Here is a 15789-nt window from a genome sequence, read left to right on the forward strand (position 1 = left end):
GAGGGAGGCGGGAGGAGCGGGAGGAGGGAGGAGAGGAGTCAGGGGACCGCCAGGTGTTCCGCGGCGTCCGTACGGGCCCGGTCTCTGGACCGGCGGGCCGGGCCGGACCAGCCACAGGAGCAGCGCGCGGTGCAGAAGGAGCCGCGTTCCACGGTGGTGGACCGGTGCCCGGCGGACGCGGGAGTGGGGGCGGTCGGCGGGACCTCGTCGGTGCGTCGCTCATACACCCGTCCACGGTACTGGCCGCGGCCACCCGGCGGTGTGCCCGGTGGGGGGCGGCGTGACGGGGGACACGGGCCGTCGTTATCCGGAACGGACGGGCCTCTCGGGCAGGCGTTACGCGTTGGGGGTTGGCAGGCGATGGTGGTGCAGCAGCAAAGGTCCGGAGGCGGGGCGCGCGCTGTCTGCGCCCTTGCCGTGGTGGGCGTGATGGCGGCGACCGCCGGGTGCTCGGCAGGCGGTGGCGGTGACCGGGCCGTGGCCGACGACCGGGGCGGGGCCGACTCCCTCGACGTGGTCCGCCGCGCGGCCGCGGTGCTCGCGGGCACGGTGAGCGGGACGGGGACGGCAGCGGTGGCCGGCACCGCCCCGGACTCCGGCACCGGCACCGTCGCCGGGACCGCCGAGGTGCGTACGTCGATGGAGACCGCGGCCGGCGGGACGCGGGTCACCATCCGGGGCCGGGGCACGTACGACTTCCGCACCCGGACCGGCCGGCTCACCGTCGTACTGCCCAAGGACGCCGCCGGTGAGGACGAGCACCGCCCCATTACCGAACTGCTGGCCCCGGGCGCGCTCTACATGAAGAACCGCGGCGCCGGAGTGCCCGCCGACAAATGGGTCAGGGTGGACACGACGGTCCTGGAGGACGGCAACCTCGTCACCGGCGGGGTGACCGATCCGATGGCCGCCGCCGAACTGCTGCGCGGAGCGCGGCAGGTGACGTACGAGGGAAGGGCCGAGCTCGCCGGGGTCACCGTGCGGCACTACCGGGGGACGGCGGACATCGGGCTGGCCGCGCGCGAGGCCGCGCCCGGGTCGCGCGGGGCGCTGGCCGCGGCAGCGAAAGGGTTCAGCAAGGACACGGTGCCGTTCGACGTGTACCTCGACGAGCAGGGGCGGCTGCGCAAGGTGCGCCACCGGTTCAGCTTCGCCAACGAGGGGCCGCCGGCGGAAGTGGTGTCGACCACACTGCTGTTCGGGTTCGGGGTGCCGGTCTCGGTGCGGCTGCCGGACAGCGGTGACATCTACACCGGGCGGATCCGGCAGCGGTAGGCGTGGGGCGCGGGCGGCGACGTAGGCATGCCGGTGCCGGTGAAATGGTCCGTCCGTGCCATGCGGGGCGCATGGTCCGCTCCCTAAGCTTGCCGGGAGGGGCACCGGAAAGTTGGCGACGGCAGTGAGAGGCGAGTGACGTGGTGACGCTCAGCGCGCGGACCGTATCCGATCAGGTGGCCCTCGCCGAGATCGAGCTCTGCGGCGAGCTGATGATCGCCGCGTCGGCTGCGATCGGGGAACGGCTCAGCGCGGACCGCATCGACGAGGTGCTCGACGTCCGCGTGATCACCGAGCGGACCACCGTCCCCCGGCAGGGATAGCGCCGGGGGTGTGCGCGGCGACGCGGCCCGATACCTCCGCCATCAGGTGCGGAGCAGCCGGGCGATCGCCTTCGTGGCTTCCTCGACCTTGGCGTCGATCTCCCCGCCGCCCTTGACCGCCGCGTCCGCGACGCAGTGCCGCAGGTGCTCCTCCAGCAGCTGGAGGGCGAACGACTGGAGCGCCTTCGTGGACGCCGATACCTGGGTCAGTATGTCGATGCAGTAGACGTCCTCGTCGACCATGCGCTGGAGGCCGCGGATCTGGCCCTCGATCCGGCGCAGCCGCTTGAGGTGCTCGGCCTTCTGATGGTGATAACCGTGTATGCCCCGGTCGTGGTCGGTGACGGGGGATTCCGTCTCCGTGGTGCTCCCCGCAGCCTCGGTGGTGGTCATTACTGCCTCCCGTTTTCCCTTTACCCTGCCGTTTATATACCCCTGGTGGGTATATCCTAACGAATTCATCTGAAACGTGACCGGGGGCCCGTGCTGATCACTGTGCCTGATGCGCGACACTGAAGAACGCCGGTTAGCCGTGGCCGGATGATGCGCCTAGCATCAGCCTGACCGAATCCAAAGCACCCCGAGGACCCCACGTGCGCTTTCGTCTGACCCCCAGGGAGACGAGCTTCTACGACATGTTCTCCGCATCCGCGGACAACATCGTCACGGGCTCGAAACTCCTGATGGAACTGCTCGGGGCGGACTCTGCCTCCCGAGTCGAGATCGCGGAGCGCATGCGGGCAGCGGAGCACGCGGGGGACGATGCCACCCACGCGATCTTCCACCAGCTGAACTCCTCTTTCATTACGCCGTTCGACCGCGAGGACATTTACAACCTCGCTTCGTCGCTCGACGACATCATGGACTTCATGGAGGAGGCCGTCGACCTGGTCGTGCTCTATCAGGTCGAGGAACTCCCCAACGGCATTGCCCAGCAGATCGAGGTGCTGGCCCGGGCGGCCGAGCTGACCGCCGAGGCGATGCCGGGGCTGCGGACGATGGACAATCTCACCGAGTACTGGATCGAGGTCAACCGTCTGGAGAACCAGGCCGACCAGATCCACCGCAAACTGCTCGCTCATCTCTTCAATGGCAAGTACGACGCCATCGAGGTGCTGAAGCTCAAGCAGATCGTGGACGTGCTGGAAGAGGCTGCCGACGCGTTCGAGCACGTCGCCAACACGGTGGAGACCATCGCGGTCAAGGAGTCCTGAACCACGTGGACACCTTTGCGCTGATCGTGACCATCGGTGTCGCGCTCGGCTTCACGTATACGAACGGTTTCCACGACTCGGCGAATGCCATCGCCACGTCCGTCTCCACCCGTGCGCTCACCCCGCGCGCGGCGCTGGCGATGGCCGCGGTGATGAACCTGGCCGGTGCGTTCCTCGGCAGCGGTGTCGCCAAGACCGTGAGCGAGGGTCTGATCGCGACGCCCGAGGGCCACAAGGGGATGGGGATCCTCTTCGCCGCGCTCGTCGGCGCGATCATCTGGAACCTCGTCACCTGGTACTTCGGGCTGCCGTCCTCGTCCTCGCACGCGCTGTTCGGCGGAATGGTCGGCGCCGCGCTGGCCGGCGGGACGATGGTGCACTGGGACGGGGTGCTCGACAAGGTCGTCATCCCGATGTTCGTCTCCCCGGTCATCGGCCTGGTCGTCGGCTATCTGGTGATGGTCGCGATCATGTGGATGTTCCGGAAGTCCAACCCGCACAAGGCCAAGCGCGGCTTCCGGATCGCGCAGACGGTCTCGGCCGCGGGCATGGCGCTCGGCCACGGTCTCCAGGACGCGCAGAAGACCATGGGCATCGTGGTGATGGCGCTGGTCATCGCCGATGTCGAGAGCCCGAGCGACCCGATCCCGGTCTGGGTGAAGCTGGTCTGCGCGCTGATGCTCTCGCTGGGTACGTACGCCGGTGGCTGGCGCATCATGCGGACGCTCGGCCGGAAGATCATCGAGCTGGACCCGCCGCAGGGGTTCGCGGCGGAGACGACGGGTGCGTCGATCATGTTCGGCTCGGCGTTCCTGTTCCACGCGCCGATCTCCACGACGCATGTGATCACCTCCGCGATCATGGGTGTGGGCGCCACGAAGCGGGTGAACGCCGTCCGCTGGGGCGTCGCCAAGAACATCATCCTGGGCTGGTTCATCACGATGCCGGCCGCGGCCCTGGTCGCCGCCGCGAGCTACGGAGTCGTGGTACTGCTCTTCGGCTGACGGCCCGCCGTGGTCACGGCGGTACGGAAATGGGGCCGCCCCCACTCCCTCTGCGGGAGTGGGGGCGGCCCCTTCGCCTTGCGGTGGCACCGCCATGCAGCACCCCAAGGCCGTCTGGGGACGAGGCCGGTCCGCCGGAGGGGTGGGACGGTCCGCCGGTGGAGATCCACCACCGGGCGTAACCGTCCACGCCCCGGCCCACGTCGGCCCCGTTGCCGGGTGACTATCCGAAGCGTCCCGAGATGTAGTCCTCGGTGGCCTGGACGGACGGGTTGGAGAAGATGCGTTCCGTGTCGTCGATCTCGATGAGCTTGCCGGGCTTGCCGACCGCCGCGAGGTTGAAGAACGCCGTGCGGTCCGAGACGCGGGCCGCCTGCTGCATGTTGTGCGTCACGATGACGATCGTGAAGCGCTCCTTCAGCTCGCCGATCAGGTCCTCGATGGCGAGGGTGGAGATCGGGTCCAGCGCGGAGCACGGCTCGTCCATCAGCAGCACGTCCGGCTCGACGGCGATCGCACGGGCGATGCACAGACGCTGCTGCTGACCGCCGGAGAGACCGGAGCCGGGCTTGTTCAGCCGGTCCTTGACCTCGTTCCAGAGGTTGGCGCCGCGCAGCGACTTCTCGACGATCTCGGGCAACTGGCTCTTCTTGTACGAGCCGTTCAGCTTGAGGCCGGCCGCGACGTTGTCGAAGATCGACATGGTCGGGAACGGGTTCGGACGCTGGAAGACCATGCCCACCGTGCGGCGCACGGTGACCGGGTCGACGTTCGCCCCGTACAGGTTCTCGTCGTCCAGCAGCACCTTGCCCTCGACACGGCCACCGGGGGTGACCTCGTGCATGCGGTTCAGGGTGCGCAGGAAGGTGGACTTTCCGCAGCCGGACGGGCCGATGAAGGCGGTCACGGAGCGGGGCTCCACGGTCATCGAGATGTCCTCGATGGCGAGGTGGGAGCCGTAGTAGGCCGACAGGCCGCTGACGTCGATGCGCTTGGCCATCTGAATCACTGCTTCTTTCGTGCCGCGTCAGCGGCCGGTCTTCGGGGCCTTCCAGCGGGCGATGCCGCGGGCCACCAGGTTGAGGATCATGACGAAGGCGATCAGGACCAGCGCGGCGGCCCAGGCACGGTCGTACGACTGGTCGGTACCGACCTTGTACTGCTCCCAGATGTAGAAGGGGAGCGAGGACTGTGCACCCTGGAACGGGTTGGGGTTGATCAGCTGGCTGCCGAACACCAGCAGCATGATCGGCGCGGTCTCACCGGCGATGCGGGCGATCGCGAGCATCACACCGGTGGTGATGCCGCCGATCGCGGTCGGCAGGACCACCTTCAGGATGGTGCGCCACTTCGGGACGCCGAGGGCGAGCGATGCCTCGCGGAGCTCGTTCGGGACGAGCTTGAGCATCTCCTCGGTGGAGCGGACCACGACCGGGATCATCAGGATCGTGAGCGCCAGCGCACCCATCAGGCCGGACGGCTGGGTCTTCGTCATCAGCATGATCGAGAGGATGAAGAGACCGGCGACGATGGACGGGATGCCCGTCATGACATCGACGAAGAAGGTCACGGCCCTGGCCAGGGCGCCCTTGCCGTACTCCACCAGGTAGACGGCGGTCAGCATGCCGATCGGGGCGGAGATCAGGGTGGCGATGCCGACCTGCTCCAGCGTCCCGATCAGCGCGTGGTAGACACCGCCGGTCGGCTCGGAGCCGAGCACGCCGGCCATCGAGTGGCTCAGGAAGTACCCGTCCAGGCGCTCCGCGCCCCGGCTGATCGTCGTCCACAGCAGCGAGGCGAGCGGCACGACGGCCAGCAGGAAGCACACCCAGACGATGCTGGTGGCGAGCCGGTCCTTGGCCTGGCGCCGGTTCTCGACGACCGAGGTCGTGATGTACGAGATGACGACGAAGAGCAGGGCGGAGAACAGGCCCCACTGGGTGCGGCTCTGCCAGCCGGCCGCGGCGCCGGTGCCCACGCCCAGCGCGAGCGCGAGCGCGGCGAAGGCGAACGGGGCCCAGCGGGGCAGTGCCCGGCTGCTCAGGCTGGTCGCTCGGGCGGCCGCCGCCGGGGCGGGGCGCTCCTGTATGCCGGTGTTGGCTGCCTGGCTCATGCGTTGGCCCCCGAGTATTCCTTGCGGCGGGCGATGATCATCCGGGCCGCGCCGTTGACCAGCAGGGTGAGGACGAAGAGCACCAGGCCCGAGGCGATCAGGGCGTCGCGCCCGAACTCGTTGGCCTCGTCGAACTTCGCGGCGATGTTCTGGGCGAAGGTGCCGCCGCCGGGGTTGAGCAGGTGCCCGGAGATGACGAAGCTCGGCGACAGGACCGTGGCGACGGCCATCGTCTCGCCGAGCGCACGGCCCAGGCCCAGCATCGAGGCGGAGATCACGCCGGAGCGGCCGAAGGGGAGCACCGAGAGGCGGATGACTTCCCAGCGGGTGGCGCCCAGGGCGAGGGCGGCCTCTTCGTTCATCCTCGGGACCTGGAGGAAGACCTCGCGGCTGACGCTGGTCACGATCGGCAGGATCATGATCGCGAGCAGGATGCCGACGGTGAAGAGCGAGCGGGCGACGCCGACCTCGGTCTTCTCGAAGATGTACGTCCAGCCGAAGAACTGGTCGAGCCAGAGGTTCAGGCCCTCCAGGTACGGGACCAGGACGAGGGCGCCCCAGATGCCGTACACGATGGACGGCACTGCGGCGAGCAGGTCGACGACGTAGGCGAGGGGCGCGGCCAGCTTGCGCGGCGCGTAGTGCGAGATGAACAGGGCGATGCCGACGGCGACCGGGACGGCGATGGCCATCGCGATGATCGAGCTGACGACCGTGCCGAAGAGGAGGACCGCGATACCGAACACCGGCGGGGTGCCGGCCGGGTTCCAGTCCAGGGTGGTGAAGAAGTTGCCCTCGTCCTTGGAGATCGCGAGGGAGGCGCGGTAGGTCAGGAACACGGCGATCGACGCCATGATCACGAGCAGCAGAATGCCCGAGCCCCTGGAGAGGCCCAGGAAGACCTTGTCGCCCGCGCGGCCGGTCTTCGTCCCGGCGCGCTTGCGCGCCACCGGCGGTGCCGGCGGCGAATCTATCGGTGTGGTGGAAGCCATGGTCTTTCCGGTCTGTGTGGGGGAGCGGTCTGGCTCCCCTGGCGGCGGTGCACCGGATGGATGGTGGCGGACCGGTCCGGAGGGGTGCACCGGACCGGTCTGCCGGATGTTGCTGGTGTTGCTGAAGGCGCTGCGGGTGTTGCTTGTGCGTCCGGGTTACGAGAGGGCGGCGATGGTCTCGCGGACCTTGGCGTTGATCTCGGCCGGGATCGGCGCGTAGCCGGCCTCGGTGAGGAGCTTCTGGCCCTCGTCACCGGCGGTGTAGTTCAGGAAGGACTTGACCGTGGAGAGGGTCTCGGGCTTGTTGCCCTTGTCGCAGACGACCTCGTAGGTCACCAGGACGATCGGGTAGGCACCCTCGGCCTTGGTGGTGTAGTCGAGCTCCAGCGCCAGGTCCTTGCCGGTGCCCTTGATCTTGGCGGCGGCGATGGCCTTGGAGGCGTTCTCCGAGGTGGCCTTGACCGGGGCGGCGCCACCGGTGTTGATGTCCACGGTGGAGATCGACTGCGAGGCGGCGTAGCTGAGCTCGAAGTAGCCGATCGAGCCGTCGACCTGCTTCACCTGGGCGGCGACGCCGGAGGAGCCGGACGCGGCCTGGCCGTTGGGGGCCGGCCACTTCTTCTCGGCCTCGTACTTCCAGTCGCTCGGGGCGGCGGCACCGAGGTACTTGCCGAGGTTCTGCGTGGTGCCGGAGTCCTCGGAGCGGTGGAAGGCCTGGATGTCCTTGTCCGGGAGCTTGACGCCGGTGTTGAGCTTGGCGATCGCCGGGTCGTTCCACTTCTTGATCTTGGTGTCGAAGATCTTGGCGAGCGTGGGGGCGTCCAGCGTCAGGCTGTCGACACCCTCCAGGTGGAAGCCGATGGCGATCGGGCCGCCGACCATCGGGAGGTTGATGCCCTGGCCGCCCTTGCAGATCTTCTTCGACTCGGCGACCTCTTCGGGCTTCAGCGCCGAGTCGGAGCCGGCGAAGCCGACGGTGCCCTGGTTGAAGGCGACGATGCCCTCACCGGAGGAGGAGGACTTGTAGTTGATCTCGACGCCGGAGCAGCCGGCCATGTAGTTCTTGGCCCACAGGTCCATGGCGTTCTTCTGCGCGCTGGAGCCGGAGGCGGGCAGCTGGCCCTTGGCGTCGTCGCACTTGATGTTCGACGCGGCGCTCGTCTTCCCGCCGTTGCCGCCGGTGGTGCCGCCGCTGTTGTCGTCCGAACCGCACGCCGTGAGGACCAGGGCGCCGGAGACGGCGAGGGCACCGAGCGCGGTGGCACGAAGCCGGTTCTTGCGCTGAAGCTTCACTTTCGGGTGTTCCTTCCAGGAGCCGCCGAGGTCTTTTCGTTCTACGACGGCGTGCGTTGTCGTGGGTGCCCCGGCGTTTCGCCGCGCACCGTGCACTGCCGAAGTTAGGCAGAACAGGTGAAGCGGCCTACGGGGGAGAGTGAACGGAAGGTGAACCGTGCAGGGCGGTGCGGTTCTCGCCCCGGCCGGGCCGGCTGCGGAGCCGGCGGTCCGGGAAGGCCGGGTCCTTTCGGCGCGGCCGGAGCCGGCGAAGAGACCCGGCCTCGGCGCGGCCGGAGCCGGCGAAGACCGGGCCTCGGCGTGGTCAGTGGTCCGCCGGCAGCGCGAGCAGGGCGTCGACCAGCTCCCGGTCGCGGTCCTGGCTGAGGCGGGCACGGGCCGCCTCCGGGGCGAGCCAGCTCACCCGGTCGACCTCGGAGCCGGGTACGAAGGTGCCGCCGGCCGCCTCCGCCGCCCAGTAGGCGACCTCCTTGGGGCGGCCGTTCGCGAGGTAGCGGACGGTGGGGAGCGGGGCGCCGGGGACGCAGTGGTGGCCGGTCTCCTCCAGGACCTCGCGCAGGGCGGCGTCCAGCGCCGGTTCACCGCGCTTCAACTTGCCCTTGGGATGAGACCAGTCGTCGTAACGGGGCCGGTGGACCAGGCAGATCTCCAGCCTGCCGGTCCACTCGGACCGGCGCCACAGCACGCACCCCGCGGCGAGCACCGGCCCGTCCTCGGCGCGCGGGGTGCCGCGGGCGCCCGCCGCCCCGTTCATGGCGCGATCACGGCCGCGGCGTACGGCCAGCTCGACCGGAACACTCCGCGGGCCGCCGTCACCTCGTGGCGCTGGTCGGCGTGGAGCACCCCCAGGGCGTACGCGGTGGCCGGCGCGATGCGGGGCGTACGGGCCGCCGATGCCGCCGCCGCGGCCGCCTCCGAGGCGTCCCGGTGCAGGTCGAGGGCGTGCCCCGGCCCGGCCAGGACCGGGTCCGGTGCGCCCCGGACCACCTCGTGGGCGTACCGGTGCAGCCGGAGCAGCAGCCGGGTCCGGTGCCAGGGCGCGTCCTGCGCCTCGTTGTACGGCTCGACCGCCTGGCCGGACGGGAGCGCCGCCACCGCACCGAGCAGCTGCTGCTCGGCCCGGTCGGCGGGCCCGTGCAGCATCTCCTCGGCCGGGGCCGCGGCCGCCGGGGCGAGCGGGACCTCCGAGGCGAGCAGCGCGACGGCGTCGGCCACCGCGTGGAAGCGGGCGGAGCCGAGCGCTTGGAGCGCCGCGGAGTGGGCGCGGGTGCGGGCGAGGGTCAGCTGCCGTTCGAGCAGCGCTCCGGCGCGGGCGGCGCCGACGCCCAGGGCGGCACGCTCCTTGTCGGCGGCGCCGTCGGAGCCGGACCCGTTGCGGGTGGTGGGCAGCGAGGTGCCGGACAGCTCGTGCAGCGCTTCCAGCAGCCGGTTCAGCCGGGTCGCGTAGGCGTGTTCTCTGGCCAGGGTGCCCGAGAGCCAGGCCAGTTCGGTACGGAGCTGCTCGGCCCAGGTGGCGTCCAGCGCCGCCCGGAAGGTGTGCAGCGTGCCGCCGATCCGGCGCGAGGAGCGGCGCAGCGCGCCGGCCGCCTCCTCGGCTCTGTGGCTTCCGGCGTCCGTGGGGGCGCTGTTCTCGCGGTGCAGGCGCAGGCTGCGGAGGAATTCGGCGGCCTGCTCCTGAAGGTAGGGCGCGAGTACCGCGCCCGCCGTAAGGTCCGCGAGGTCCGCCTGCGTCGTCTGGTGGTCATGGCGTCGCACGCCGGCGCCTCCGGGCGTCAATGAGCATTTCCTGTACGTGCCGCAGCGGCTGGCCGTCCGCGTCCGTGGCATGCCGGGTCCAGTTCCCGTCGGGACCGAGGTGCCAGGACGAGGTGGTGTCGGCCATGCCGGTCTCCAGGAGACGGCTGAGCGCGGCGCGGTGGGCGGGGTCGGTGACCCGGACCAGTGCTTCGATCCGGCGGTCGAGATTGCGGTGCATCATGTCGGCGCTGCCGAACCACACTTCGGGTTCGCCGCCGTTGCCGAAGGCGAAGAGCCGGGAGTGTTCGAGGAAGCGGCCCAGTATCGAGCGGACCCGGATGTTCTCGGAGAGACCGGCGACACCGGGGCGGATCGCGCAGATGCCGCGTACCCAGATGTCCACCGGTACGCCGGCCGTCGCGGCCCGGTAGCAGGCGTCGATGACCGCCTCGTCGACCATCGAGTTGACCTTGATGCGGACGTAGGCGCTCCGCCCGGCCCGCTGGTGGGTGATCTCCTTGTTGATCCGGGCGATCAGCCCGTCCCGCAGGGATTTCGGGGCGACCAGGAGACGGCGGTAGGTCTCCCGGCGGGAGTAGCCGGAGAGCCGGTTGAAGAGGTCGGAGAGGTCCGCGCCGACCTGTGGGTCCGCGGTCAGCAGGCCGATGTCCTCGTAGAGCCTGGCGGTCTTGGGGTGGTAGTTGCCGGTGCCCACGTGGGAGTAACGGCGCAGGGTGTCGCCCTCCTGCCGCACGACGAGCGAGAGCTTGCAGTGGGTCTTGAGGCCGACGAGTCCGTAGACCACGTGGCAGCCGGACTCCTCCAGCTTCCGCGCCCACTTGATGTTGGCCTGCTCGTCGAAACGGGCCTTGATCTCCACGAGGACCAGGACCTGCTTGCCGGACTCGGCGGCGTCGATCAGCGCGTCGACTATCGGCGAGTCGCCCGAGGTCCGGTACAGGGTCTGCTTGATGGCGAGGACGTCGGGGTCGCTCGCGGCCTGCTCCAGGAACGCCTGTACGGAGGTGGAGAAGGAGTCGTACGGGTGGTGCAGGAGCACGTCGCGTTCGCGCAGCGCGGCGAAGACGTCGGGCGCGGAGGCGGACTCGACCTCGGCCAGGTCGCGGTGGGTGCCGGCGATGAACTTGGGGTACTTCAGCTCGGGCCGGTCCAGCGAGGCTATGCCGAAGAGCCCGGTGAGATCGAGGGGTCCGGGCAGCGGGTAGACCTCGGCGTCGGACACCTTCAGCTCGCGGACCAGCAGGTCGAGCACGTACGGGTCGATGGACTCCTCGACCTCCAGCCGGACCGGCGGGCCGAAGCGGCGCCGCATGAGCTCCTTCTCCAGGGCCTTGAGGAGGTTCTCGGCGTCGTCCTCCTCGACCTCCAGGTCCTCGTTGCGGGTGACCCGGAACATGTGGTGGGCGAGGACCTCCATGCCCGGGAAGAGCTCTTCGAGGTGGGCCGCGATGACGTCCTCTATGGGCACGTACCGCTGCGGCGACGCCTCCAGGAAGCGGGTCAGCAGCGGCGGCACCTTGACCCGGGCGAAGTGGCGGTGGCTGCTGACCGGGTTGCGCACGACGACGGCGAGGTTGAGCGAGAGCCCCGAGATGTACGGGAAGGGGTGCGCCGGGTCGACGGCGAGCGGCGTCAGCACGGGGAAGACGCGCTGCCGGAAGAAGGTGAACAGGCGGGCCTGCTCCTTCTCGGTCAGCTCCGGCCAGCGGATCAGCTGGATGCCCTCGTCGGACAGGGCCGGGGCGATGTCCTGCTGGAAGCAGGCGGCGTGCCGGGCCATGAGTTCGCGCGAGCGGGTCCAGATCAGGTCCAGCACCTCGCGGGGCTGGAGGCCGGAGGCGGAACGGGTGGCGACACCGGTGGCGATGCGGCGCTTGAGACCGGCCACCCGGACCATGAAGAACTCGTCCAGGTTCGAGGCGAAGATGGCGAGGAAATTAGCCCGTTCGAGGAGGGGGGTCGCCGGGTCCTCGGCCAGTTCGAGCACCCGTTCGTTGAACGCGAGCCAACTGCGCTCGCGGTCCAGGAAGCGGCCCTGCGGCAGTTCGTCGCCGTCGACATCGGGCTCGTACGCGTCGACGTCGGCGTCGATGTCGGGATCCAGGTCGGCGGCGGTGGACAGCGCGGCACCGTTGGACGCGGCGGTGGCGACGGCGTGCGGCCGGTGTGCGGCGAGTGAGCCGACCGACGGCTGCACGGTGGACTGGACCGGTACCTCGGAGCTGGGCTGCTGGCTCATGGCCCTATTGTTCCGCGCGAATGGCCCAAGGGGCGCGCCGGAGGGTGCGGAGATCGCGGTAAACGCACGGTTCGCGTCGTTCGTGCGGTCTCCGCCGGGATTTCTCCCGTTGCGGGGGGTCGGCACAGCTGGCTGCATCCTGAAAGGGTGGCAAGCGCTTCTGAATGGCTGGTAACGGCGACATGACGTGCAGGAAGCGGTGTGGCCGTGCCCGGGTACCGGAAGAGGCACCCGGGCACGGCCCGGCGGTCTCAGCCGTGGGCGCGGCGCAGCACCCGGAAGGCGAGGGCGACGGCGAGCGCGGCGAGGGCGAGCAGGATGCCGGTCTCGACGAGCTGGAGGGGCCAGAAGTGCGAGGCGGGGTGGTAGTCGATGTAGCGGTGCGTGATGTCCTTGTCGGCCAGGCACTGCTTGAAGTCGCTGTTCCAGTCCAGGCAGGCGTCCGGAGGCAGCCGTTCACCGGCGGCGGTCAGCCAGCCCCGCCCGGCATCGAACGCCTCGCTGGGGAACCGGTACTTGCTTCCGGGCTCGAACGTGTCCGTCAGGACCGGCCACAGGTGGACGCGCGCCTTGTCCAGGGCGAGGACCAGCGCCCCGTACCCCGCCACCGTCACGATCATCGCGGTGACGGTGCGCCGCAGCAGCAGTCCGGCGAGCGCTCCGAGGGCCAGCATGCACAGTGCGTAGCCGACCGGGACGGTGCCGATCGCGCGGTACACCTCAGGCTCCTGCCACACCGGCAGCTGGTGGCCCGCGTTGTCCCGGGTCTGTGCCCACGTACTGACGGCCGACAGCACGGAGACGGAGGCCAGCGCAACGACGGCGGGCACCGCGAGCTTGGCGGCGAGCCAGCCGGCGGGCGTCACGGACTGCGACCAGGCCAGCCGGTACGTGCCGCTCTCCAGCTCACGGGCGATCACCGGGCCCGCCACGAAGATCCCGACGAACGCGGGAAGGACCATCATCAGCCGGCTGGACCAGTTGAGGGCGTCCGTCGTCCACAGCCGGCGGTCGAGATACGCGTTGACCGTGTCGGTGCAGCCGGGCGTCGTGTGCACGACCGAGCAGCCGGACCCGGCGAAGGCATCCGTGACATGGTCGGTCCAAAGCCGGGTGCCGACCAGCACGACGAAGACCAGTACGGGCACCAGGACGGCGATCCGCAGGGGCCACCGGTGCTGGCGTATGACGACCCGTGCCGGGCCGCGCAGGGCGATCGCGCTCATACGGCGGCCACCTCCTGGCCGGCCTCGACGGCCTGACCGGCCGCCGCGCTCGGCGTCAGCAGCGCCGGAGCCTGTGGCGACCGCAGATGGGCCAGCAGCAGTTCTTCCAGGGAGGGCTCGGTGGCCTCCCAGACGGCGGTGTCCACGGCGCCTTGCCTCCGTACGAGTGTGGTCTGCACACGTCCCGCGGTGCGGGACTCGACGACGGTGTGCGGTGCGGTGTCCCGTACCGGACCGGTGAGCAGGGTGTGCGCGGCGAGCAGGTCGTCCGTCTCGCCGCCGAGGCGGACCCGGCCGCCGTCGACGAGCAGGAGGTAGTCGCAGGAGCCCTCCAGCTCGGTGAGGATGTGCGAGGACATCACGATGGTGGTGGAGTGCTCGGCGGCCTCCGCCATCAAGGCGCCCATCAGCTGGTGGCGGGCCAGCGGGTCGAGGTCGGCCATCGGCTCGTCCAGCAGCAGCAGTTCGGGCCGCTTGCCCAGCGCGAGGGCCAGGGCGAGCCGGGTGCGCTGACCGCCGGAGAGGTCACGGACCCGGGCGTCGCGCGGAAGGTCCCCGGCGATGCGTTCGGCGGTCTCCTGGTCCCAGGTCGCGGGGTTCAGCTCGGCGCCCGCCCAGAGCGTCGCGTCCACCGTCAACTGCGGGTACAGCGGCTTGTCCTGGGCCACGAAGGCCGTCCGGGAGCGGGCGTCCCCGGGTGCCGCGCCCAGCACCCGTACCGTCCCTTCCGTCGGCCGCAGGAAGCCGGCCGCGAGGGCGAGCAGGGTGGACTTGCCCGCGCCGTTGGGCCCGACGAGGGCGCACACCCGTCCGGCGGGCAGCCGGAAGGAGCAGTCGTGCAGCGCCCAGCCCCTGCCTCTGCCCCGGTACTTCATGCCGAGGCCGGTGGCCTCGATCGCAGCGCCTGTCATTCGGCCCGATCCCCCTCGAAAGTCCTGTCCAGTACGGCGGTGAAGAGTGCGCTGACGTCGTCCTTCTCCAGCCCGGCCGCGCGGGCCCGGCGGGTCCAGTCGGCGAGCTCGGCGCGCAGCGGTGCGTCGTCGGCGGCCGCCGCGCCGCCGAGGGTCCGGGTGACGAAGGTGCCGAGCCCGCGCCGGGCCTCGACCAGGCCCTCGCGTTCCAGCTCCCGGTAGGCCTTGAGCACGGTGTTCGGGTTGATGGCGGTGGCCTCGACGACCTCGCGCGCGGTGGGCAGCCGGTCGCCGGGCTCCAGCAGGCCGAGGCGGAGTGCCTGCTTGGTCTGCTGGACGATCTGGAGGTACGTGGAGACGCCGCTGCGCCGGTCGATGCGGTACTCGACCGCTGCGGACTCTGCCATGTTCACCCCTTTCACTAATTGAGTAGTGAAAGGGTGGCGTAAAGCGGGGGCGACGTCAAGAGACGCCGCCCCCGGGTGAGTTGGGCCCGTGGGCCCTTGCCTCAGGACTCCGTGCGGTACATCAGGTCCACCTCGTGCGTCGCGAAGCCCATCCGCTCGTAGACGGCCAGGGCCGCCTTGTTGTCGGCGTCCACGTAGAGCATCGCGGTCGGCAGCGCCTCGGCGGCCAGGTGGCGCAGCCCGATCGCGGTGAGCGCCTTGCCGAGCCCGCCGCCCTGCGCGTCGGGCCGGATGCCGACGACGTACACCTCACCGAGCTGCTCCTCGGCGTGCACCTTCGTCCAGTGGAAGCCGATCAGCTCGCCGTCGCGCTCGGCCAGGAAGAACCCCTTCGGGTCGAACCACGGCTCCGCCTTGCGGTCGTCCAGGTCGCGCTGGGTCAGCGAACCCTGCTCCGGGTGATGGGCGAAGGCGGCGCGGTTCACCGCGAGCCAGGCGGCGTCGTCCTCGCCGGGCACGAAGGTGCGGACGGTGACGCCGGGCGGCAGCACCGGCTCCGCGATGTCCAGCGGGGCCAACGGGCGGCGCAGCTGGCGCAGTTCGCGGAAGAGCGAGAGGCCGAGGACCTGCGCGAGATGCCGCGCCGCGGACTTCCCGCCGTGCGCCCAGGCCCGCAGCCGCTTCCCGGTCACGGCGAGCAGCGCCGCGCCCAGCGCCCGTCCGTGCCCCTGCCCCCGGTACGCCGGATGCACGACCAGCTCGGCGGCCGGCGCCTCGACGGGGTCGGTGTCCTCCAGCTGCGCGTACCCGACCAGGACCGCCCCGCTGGTCAGCAGCAGGTGCCGGACCCCGGCCCGCCGCCCGCCCCGCAGCTGCAGCCGCCCCTGCTCGGAGACGGCCTGCCTGCCGTCGGACCGGGCCGCCTCGGCGAGCAGATCGGACACGGCGTCCGCCTGCTCGGGGGAGAGCTCGTCGAGCGTCCGGATCTCGCGTCCGGGAGCGGGGAGGGGTGCGTCAGTCGTCATGTCTACGAG

Annotated in this window: 17 protein-coding genes; 4 read left to right on the plus strand and 13 right to left on the minus strand. The window is 70.5% G+C overall.

From position 1 onward, the window contains the following. Positions 1–38 precede the first annotated feature (38 nt). The gene (locus AADR41_RS36920; protein ID WP_342286431.1) at positions 39–227 is read right to left on the minus strand and encodes a hypothetical protein; all 189 of its coding nucleotides are present in this window, start codon (positions 225–227) and stop codon (positions 39–41) included. A 133-nt stretch (positions 228–360) separates the two neighbouring features. Here AADR41_RS36920 and AADR41_RS36925 point away from each other — a divergent pair, with 133 nt between their 5' ends. Both AADR41_RS36925 and AADR41_RS36930 read left to right on the plus strand, forming a co-directional pair. Next, positions 361–1275, plus strand: a complete 915-nt coding sequence (locus tag AADR41_RS36925; RefSeq protein WP_342286433.1) for a hypothetical protein — start codon at positions 361–363, stop codon at positions 1273–1275. A gap of 140 nt (positions 1276–1415) precedes the next feature. Beyond that, positions 1416–1598, plus strand: a complete 183-nt coding sequence (locus AADR41_RS36930) for a hypothetical protein (RefSeq protein ID WP_342286434.1) — start codon at positions 1416–1418, stop codon at positions 1596–1598. A 42-nt stretch (positions 1599–1640) separates the two neighbouring features. Here AADR41_RS36930 and AADR41_RS36935 read toward each other — a convergent pair whose 3' ends face one another. Then, positions 1641–1991, minus strand: coding sequence for a metal-sensitive transcriptional regulator (locus AADR41_RS36935; RefSeq protein ID WP_342286435.1), 351 nt, complete (start codon positions 1989–1991; stop codon positions 1641–1643). 200 nt (positions 1992–2191) lie between these two features. Between AADR41_RS36935 and AADR41_RS36940 the strand changes: the two genes are divergently transcribed. Together AADR41_RS36940 and AADR41_RS36945 are read left to right on the plus strand one after the other, a co-directional pair. Beyond that, the gene (locus AADR41_RS36940; protein ID WP_072488031.1) at positions 2192–2812 is read left to right on the plus strand and encodes a DUF47 domain-containing protein; all 621 of its coding nucleotides are present in this window, start codon (positions 2192–2194) and stop codon (positions 2810–2812) included. 5 nt (positions 2813–2817) lie between these two features. Next, the gene (locus AADR41_RS36945; RefSeq protein ID WP_093540205.1) at positions 2818–3816 is read left to right on the plus strand and encodes an inorganic phosphate transporter; all 999 of its coding nucleotides are present in this window, start codon (positions 2818–2820) and stop codon (positions 3814–3816) included. Between the two features lie 223 nt (positions 3817–4039). On the opposite strand, the gene pstB is transcribed toward AADR41_RS36945, so the two are convergent. From pstB to mshD, 11 genes are all read right to left on the minus strand, one after another. Continuing rightward, positions 4040–4816: a phosphate ABC transporter ATP-binding protein PstB gene (gene pstB / locus AADR41_RS36950; protein WP_342286436.1), complete on the minus strand. Its 777-nt coding sequence runs from the start codon at positions 4814–4816 to the stop codon at positions 4040–4042. A 27-nt stretch (positions 4817–4843) separates the two neighbouring features. After that, positions 4844–5929 (minus strand): phosphate ABC transporter permease PstA, encoded by a 1086-nt coding sequence (gene pstA / locus AADR41_RS36955; RefSeq protein ID WP_342286438.1) that lies wholly within the window; start codon positions 5927–5929, stop codon positions 4844–4846. Next, on the minus strand, positions 5926–6921 hold the full coding sequence (pstC, locus tag AADR41_RS36960; protein WP_342286439.1) for a phosphate ABC transporter permease subunit PstC: 996 nt from the start codon (positions 6919–6921) through the stop codon (positions 5926–5928). Before pstC ends, pstA begins: the two co-directional genes overlap by 4 nt. A gap of 156 nt (positions 6922–7077) precedes the next feature. Beyond that, complete coding sequence (gene pstS, locus AADR41_RS36965) at positions 7078–8214, minus strand: phosphate ABC transporter substrate-binding protein PstS (RefSeq protein ID WP_342286441.1); 1137 nt, start codon at positions 8212–8214, stop codon at positions 7078–7080. A 304-nt stretch (positions 8215–8518) separates the two neighbouring features. Beyond that, positions 8519–8968: an NUDIX hydrolase gene (locus AADR41_RS36970; protein ID WP_342286443.1), complete on the minus strand. Its 450-nt coding sequence runs from the start codon at positions 8966–8968 to the stop codon at positions 8519–8521. Further along, the gene (locus AADR41_RS36975; RefSeq protein ID WP_342286445.1) at positions 8965–9969 is read right to left on the minus strand and encodes a CHAD domain-containing protein; all 1005 of its coding nucleotides are present in this window, start codon (positions 9967–9969) and stop codon (positions 8965–8967) included. Before AADR41_RS36975 ends, AADR41_RS36970 begins: the two co-directional genes overlap by 4 nt. Continuing rightward, positions 9956–12211, minus strand: a complete 2256-nt coding sequence (locus AADR41_RS36980) for an RNA degradosome polyphosphate kinase (protein ID WP_342286446.1) — start codon at positions 12209–12211, stop codon at positions 9956–9958. Before AADR41_RS36980 ends, AADR41_RS36975 begins: the two co-directional genes overlap by 14 nt. Positions 12212–12462: 251 nt before the next feature. Further along, positions 12463–13437, minus strand: coding sequence for an ABC transporter permease subunit (locus AADR41_RS36985; RefSeq protein WP_342286448.1), 975 nt, complete (start codon positions 13435–13437; stop codon positions 12463–12465). After that, positions 13434–14348, minus strand: a complete 915-nt coding sequence (locus tag AADR41_RS36990) for an ABC transporter ATP-binding protein (RefSeq protein ID WP_342286450.1) — start codon at positions 14346–14348, stop codon at positions 13434–13436. The genes AADR41_RS36985 and AADR41_RS36990 overlap by 4 nt, the downstream gene beginning before the upstream one ends. After that, positions 14345–14755, minus strand: coding sequence for a GntR family transcriptional regulator (locus AADR41_RS36995; RefSeq protein WP_342286452.1), 411 nt, complete (start codon positions 14753–14755; stop codon positions 14345–14347). Before AADR41_RS36995 ends, AADR41_RS36990 begins: the two co-directional genes overlap by 4 nt. 101 nt (positions 14756–14856) lie before the next feature. Beyond that, on the minus strand, positions 14857–15780 hold the full coding sequence (gene mshD / locus AADR41_RS37000; RefSeq protein WP_342286454.1) for a mycothiol synthase: 924 nt from the start codon (positions 15778–15780) through the stop codon (positions 14857–14859). Between the last annotated feature and the right edge of the window lie 9 nt (positions 15781–15789).

It is taken from the genome of Streptomyces sp. CLV115 (assembly GCF_038448545.1).
Taxonomy (GTDB): domain Bacteria; phylum Actinomycetota; class Actinomycetes; order Streptomycetales; family Streptomycetaceae; genus Streptomyces; species Streptomyces sanglieri.

Excerpts from the sequence above, each read along its gene's own strand:
- pstA (WP_342286438.1), bottom strand. The coding sequence starts at position 5,929 with ATGAGCCAGGCAGCCAACACCGGCATACAGGAGCGCCCCGCCCCGGCG.
- AADR41_RS36925 (WP_342286433.1), top strand. The coding sequence starts at position 361 with ATGGTGGTGCAGCAGCAAAGGTCCGGAGGCGGGGCGCGCGCTGTCTGC.
- mshD (WP_342286454.1), bottom strand. The coding sequence starts at position 15,780 with ATGACGACTGACGCACCCCTCCCCGCTCCCGGACGCGAGATCCGGACG.
- AADR41_RS36985 (WP_342286448.1), bottom strand. The coding sequence starts at position 13,437 with ATGAGCGCGATCGCCCTGCGCGGCCCGGCACGGGTCGTCATACGCCAG.
- AADR41_RS36935 (WP_342286435.1), bottom strand. The coding sequence starts at position 1,991 with ATGACCACCACCGAGGCTGCGGGGAGCACCACGGAGACGGAATCCCCC.
- AADR41_RS36980 (WP_342286446.1), bottom strand. The coding sequence starts at position 12,211 with ATGAGCCAGCAGCCCAGCTCCGAGGTACCGGTCCAGTCCACCGTGCAG.
- pstC (WP_342286439.1), bottom strand. The coding sequence starts at position 6,921 with ATGGCTTCCACCACACCGATAGATTCGCCGCCGGCACCGCCGGTGGCG.
- AADR41_RS36995 (WP_342286452.1), bottom strand. The coding sequence starts at position 14,755 with ATGGCAGAGTCCGCAGCGGTCGAGTACCGCATCGACCGGCGCAGCGGC.
- pstB (WP_342286436.1), bottom strand. The coding sequence starts at position 4,816 with ATGGCCAAGCGCATCGACGTCAGCGGCCTGTCGGCCTACTACGGCTCC.
- AADR41_RS36990 (WP_342286450.1), bottom strand. The coding sequence starts at position 14,348 with ATGACAGGCGCTGCGATCGAGGCCACCGGCCTCGGCATGAAGTACCGG.
- AADR41_RS36970 (WP_342286443.1), bottom strand. The coding sequence starts at position 8,968 with ATGAACGGGGCGGCGGGCGCCCGCGGCACCCCGCGCGCCGAGGACGGG.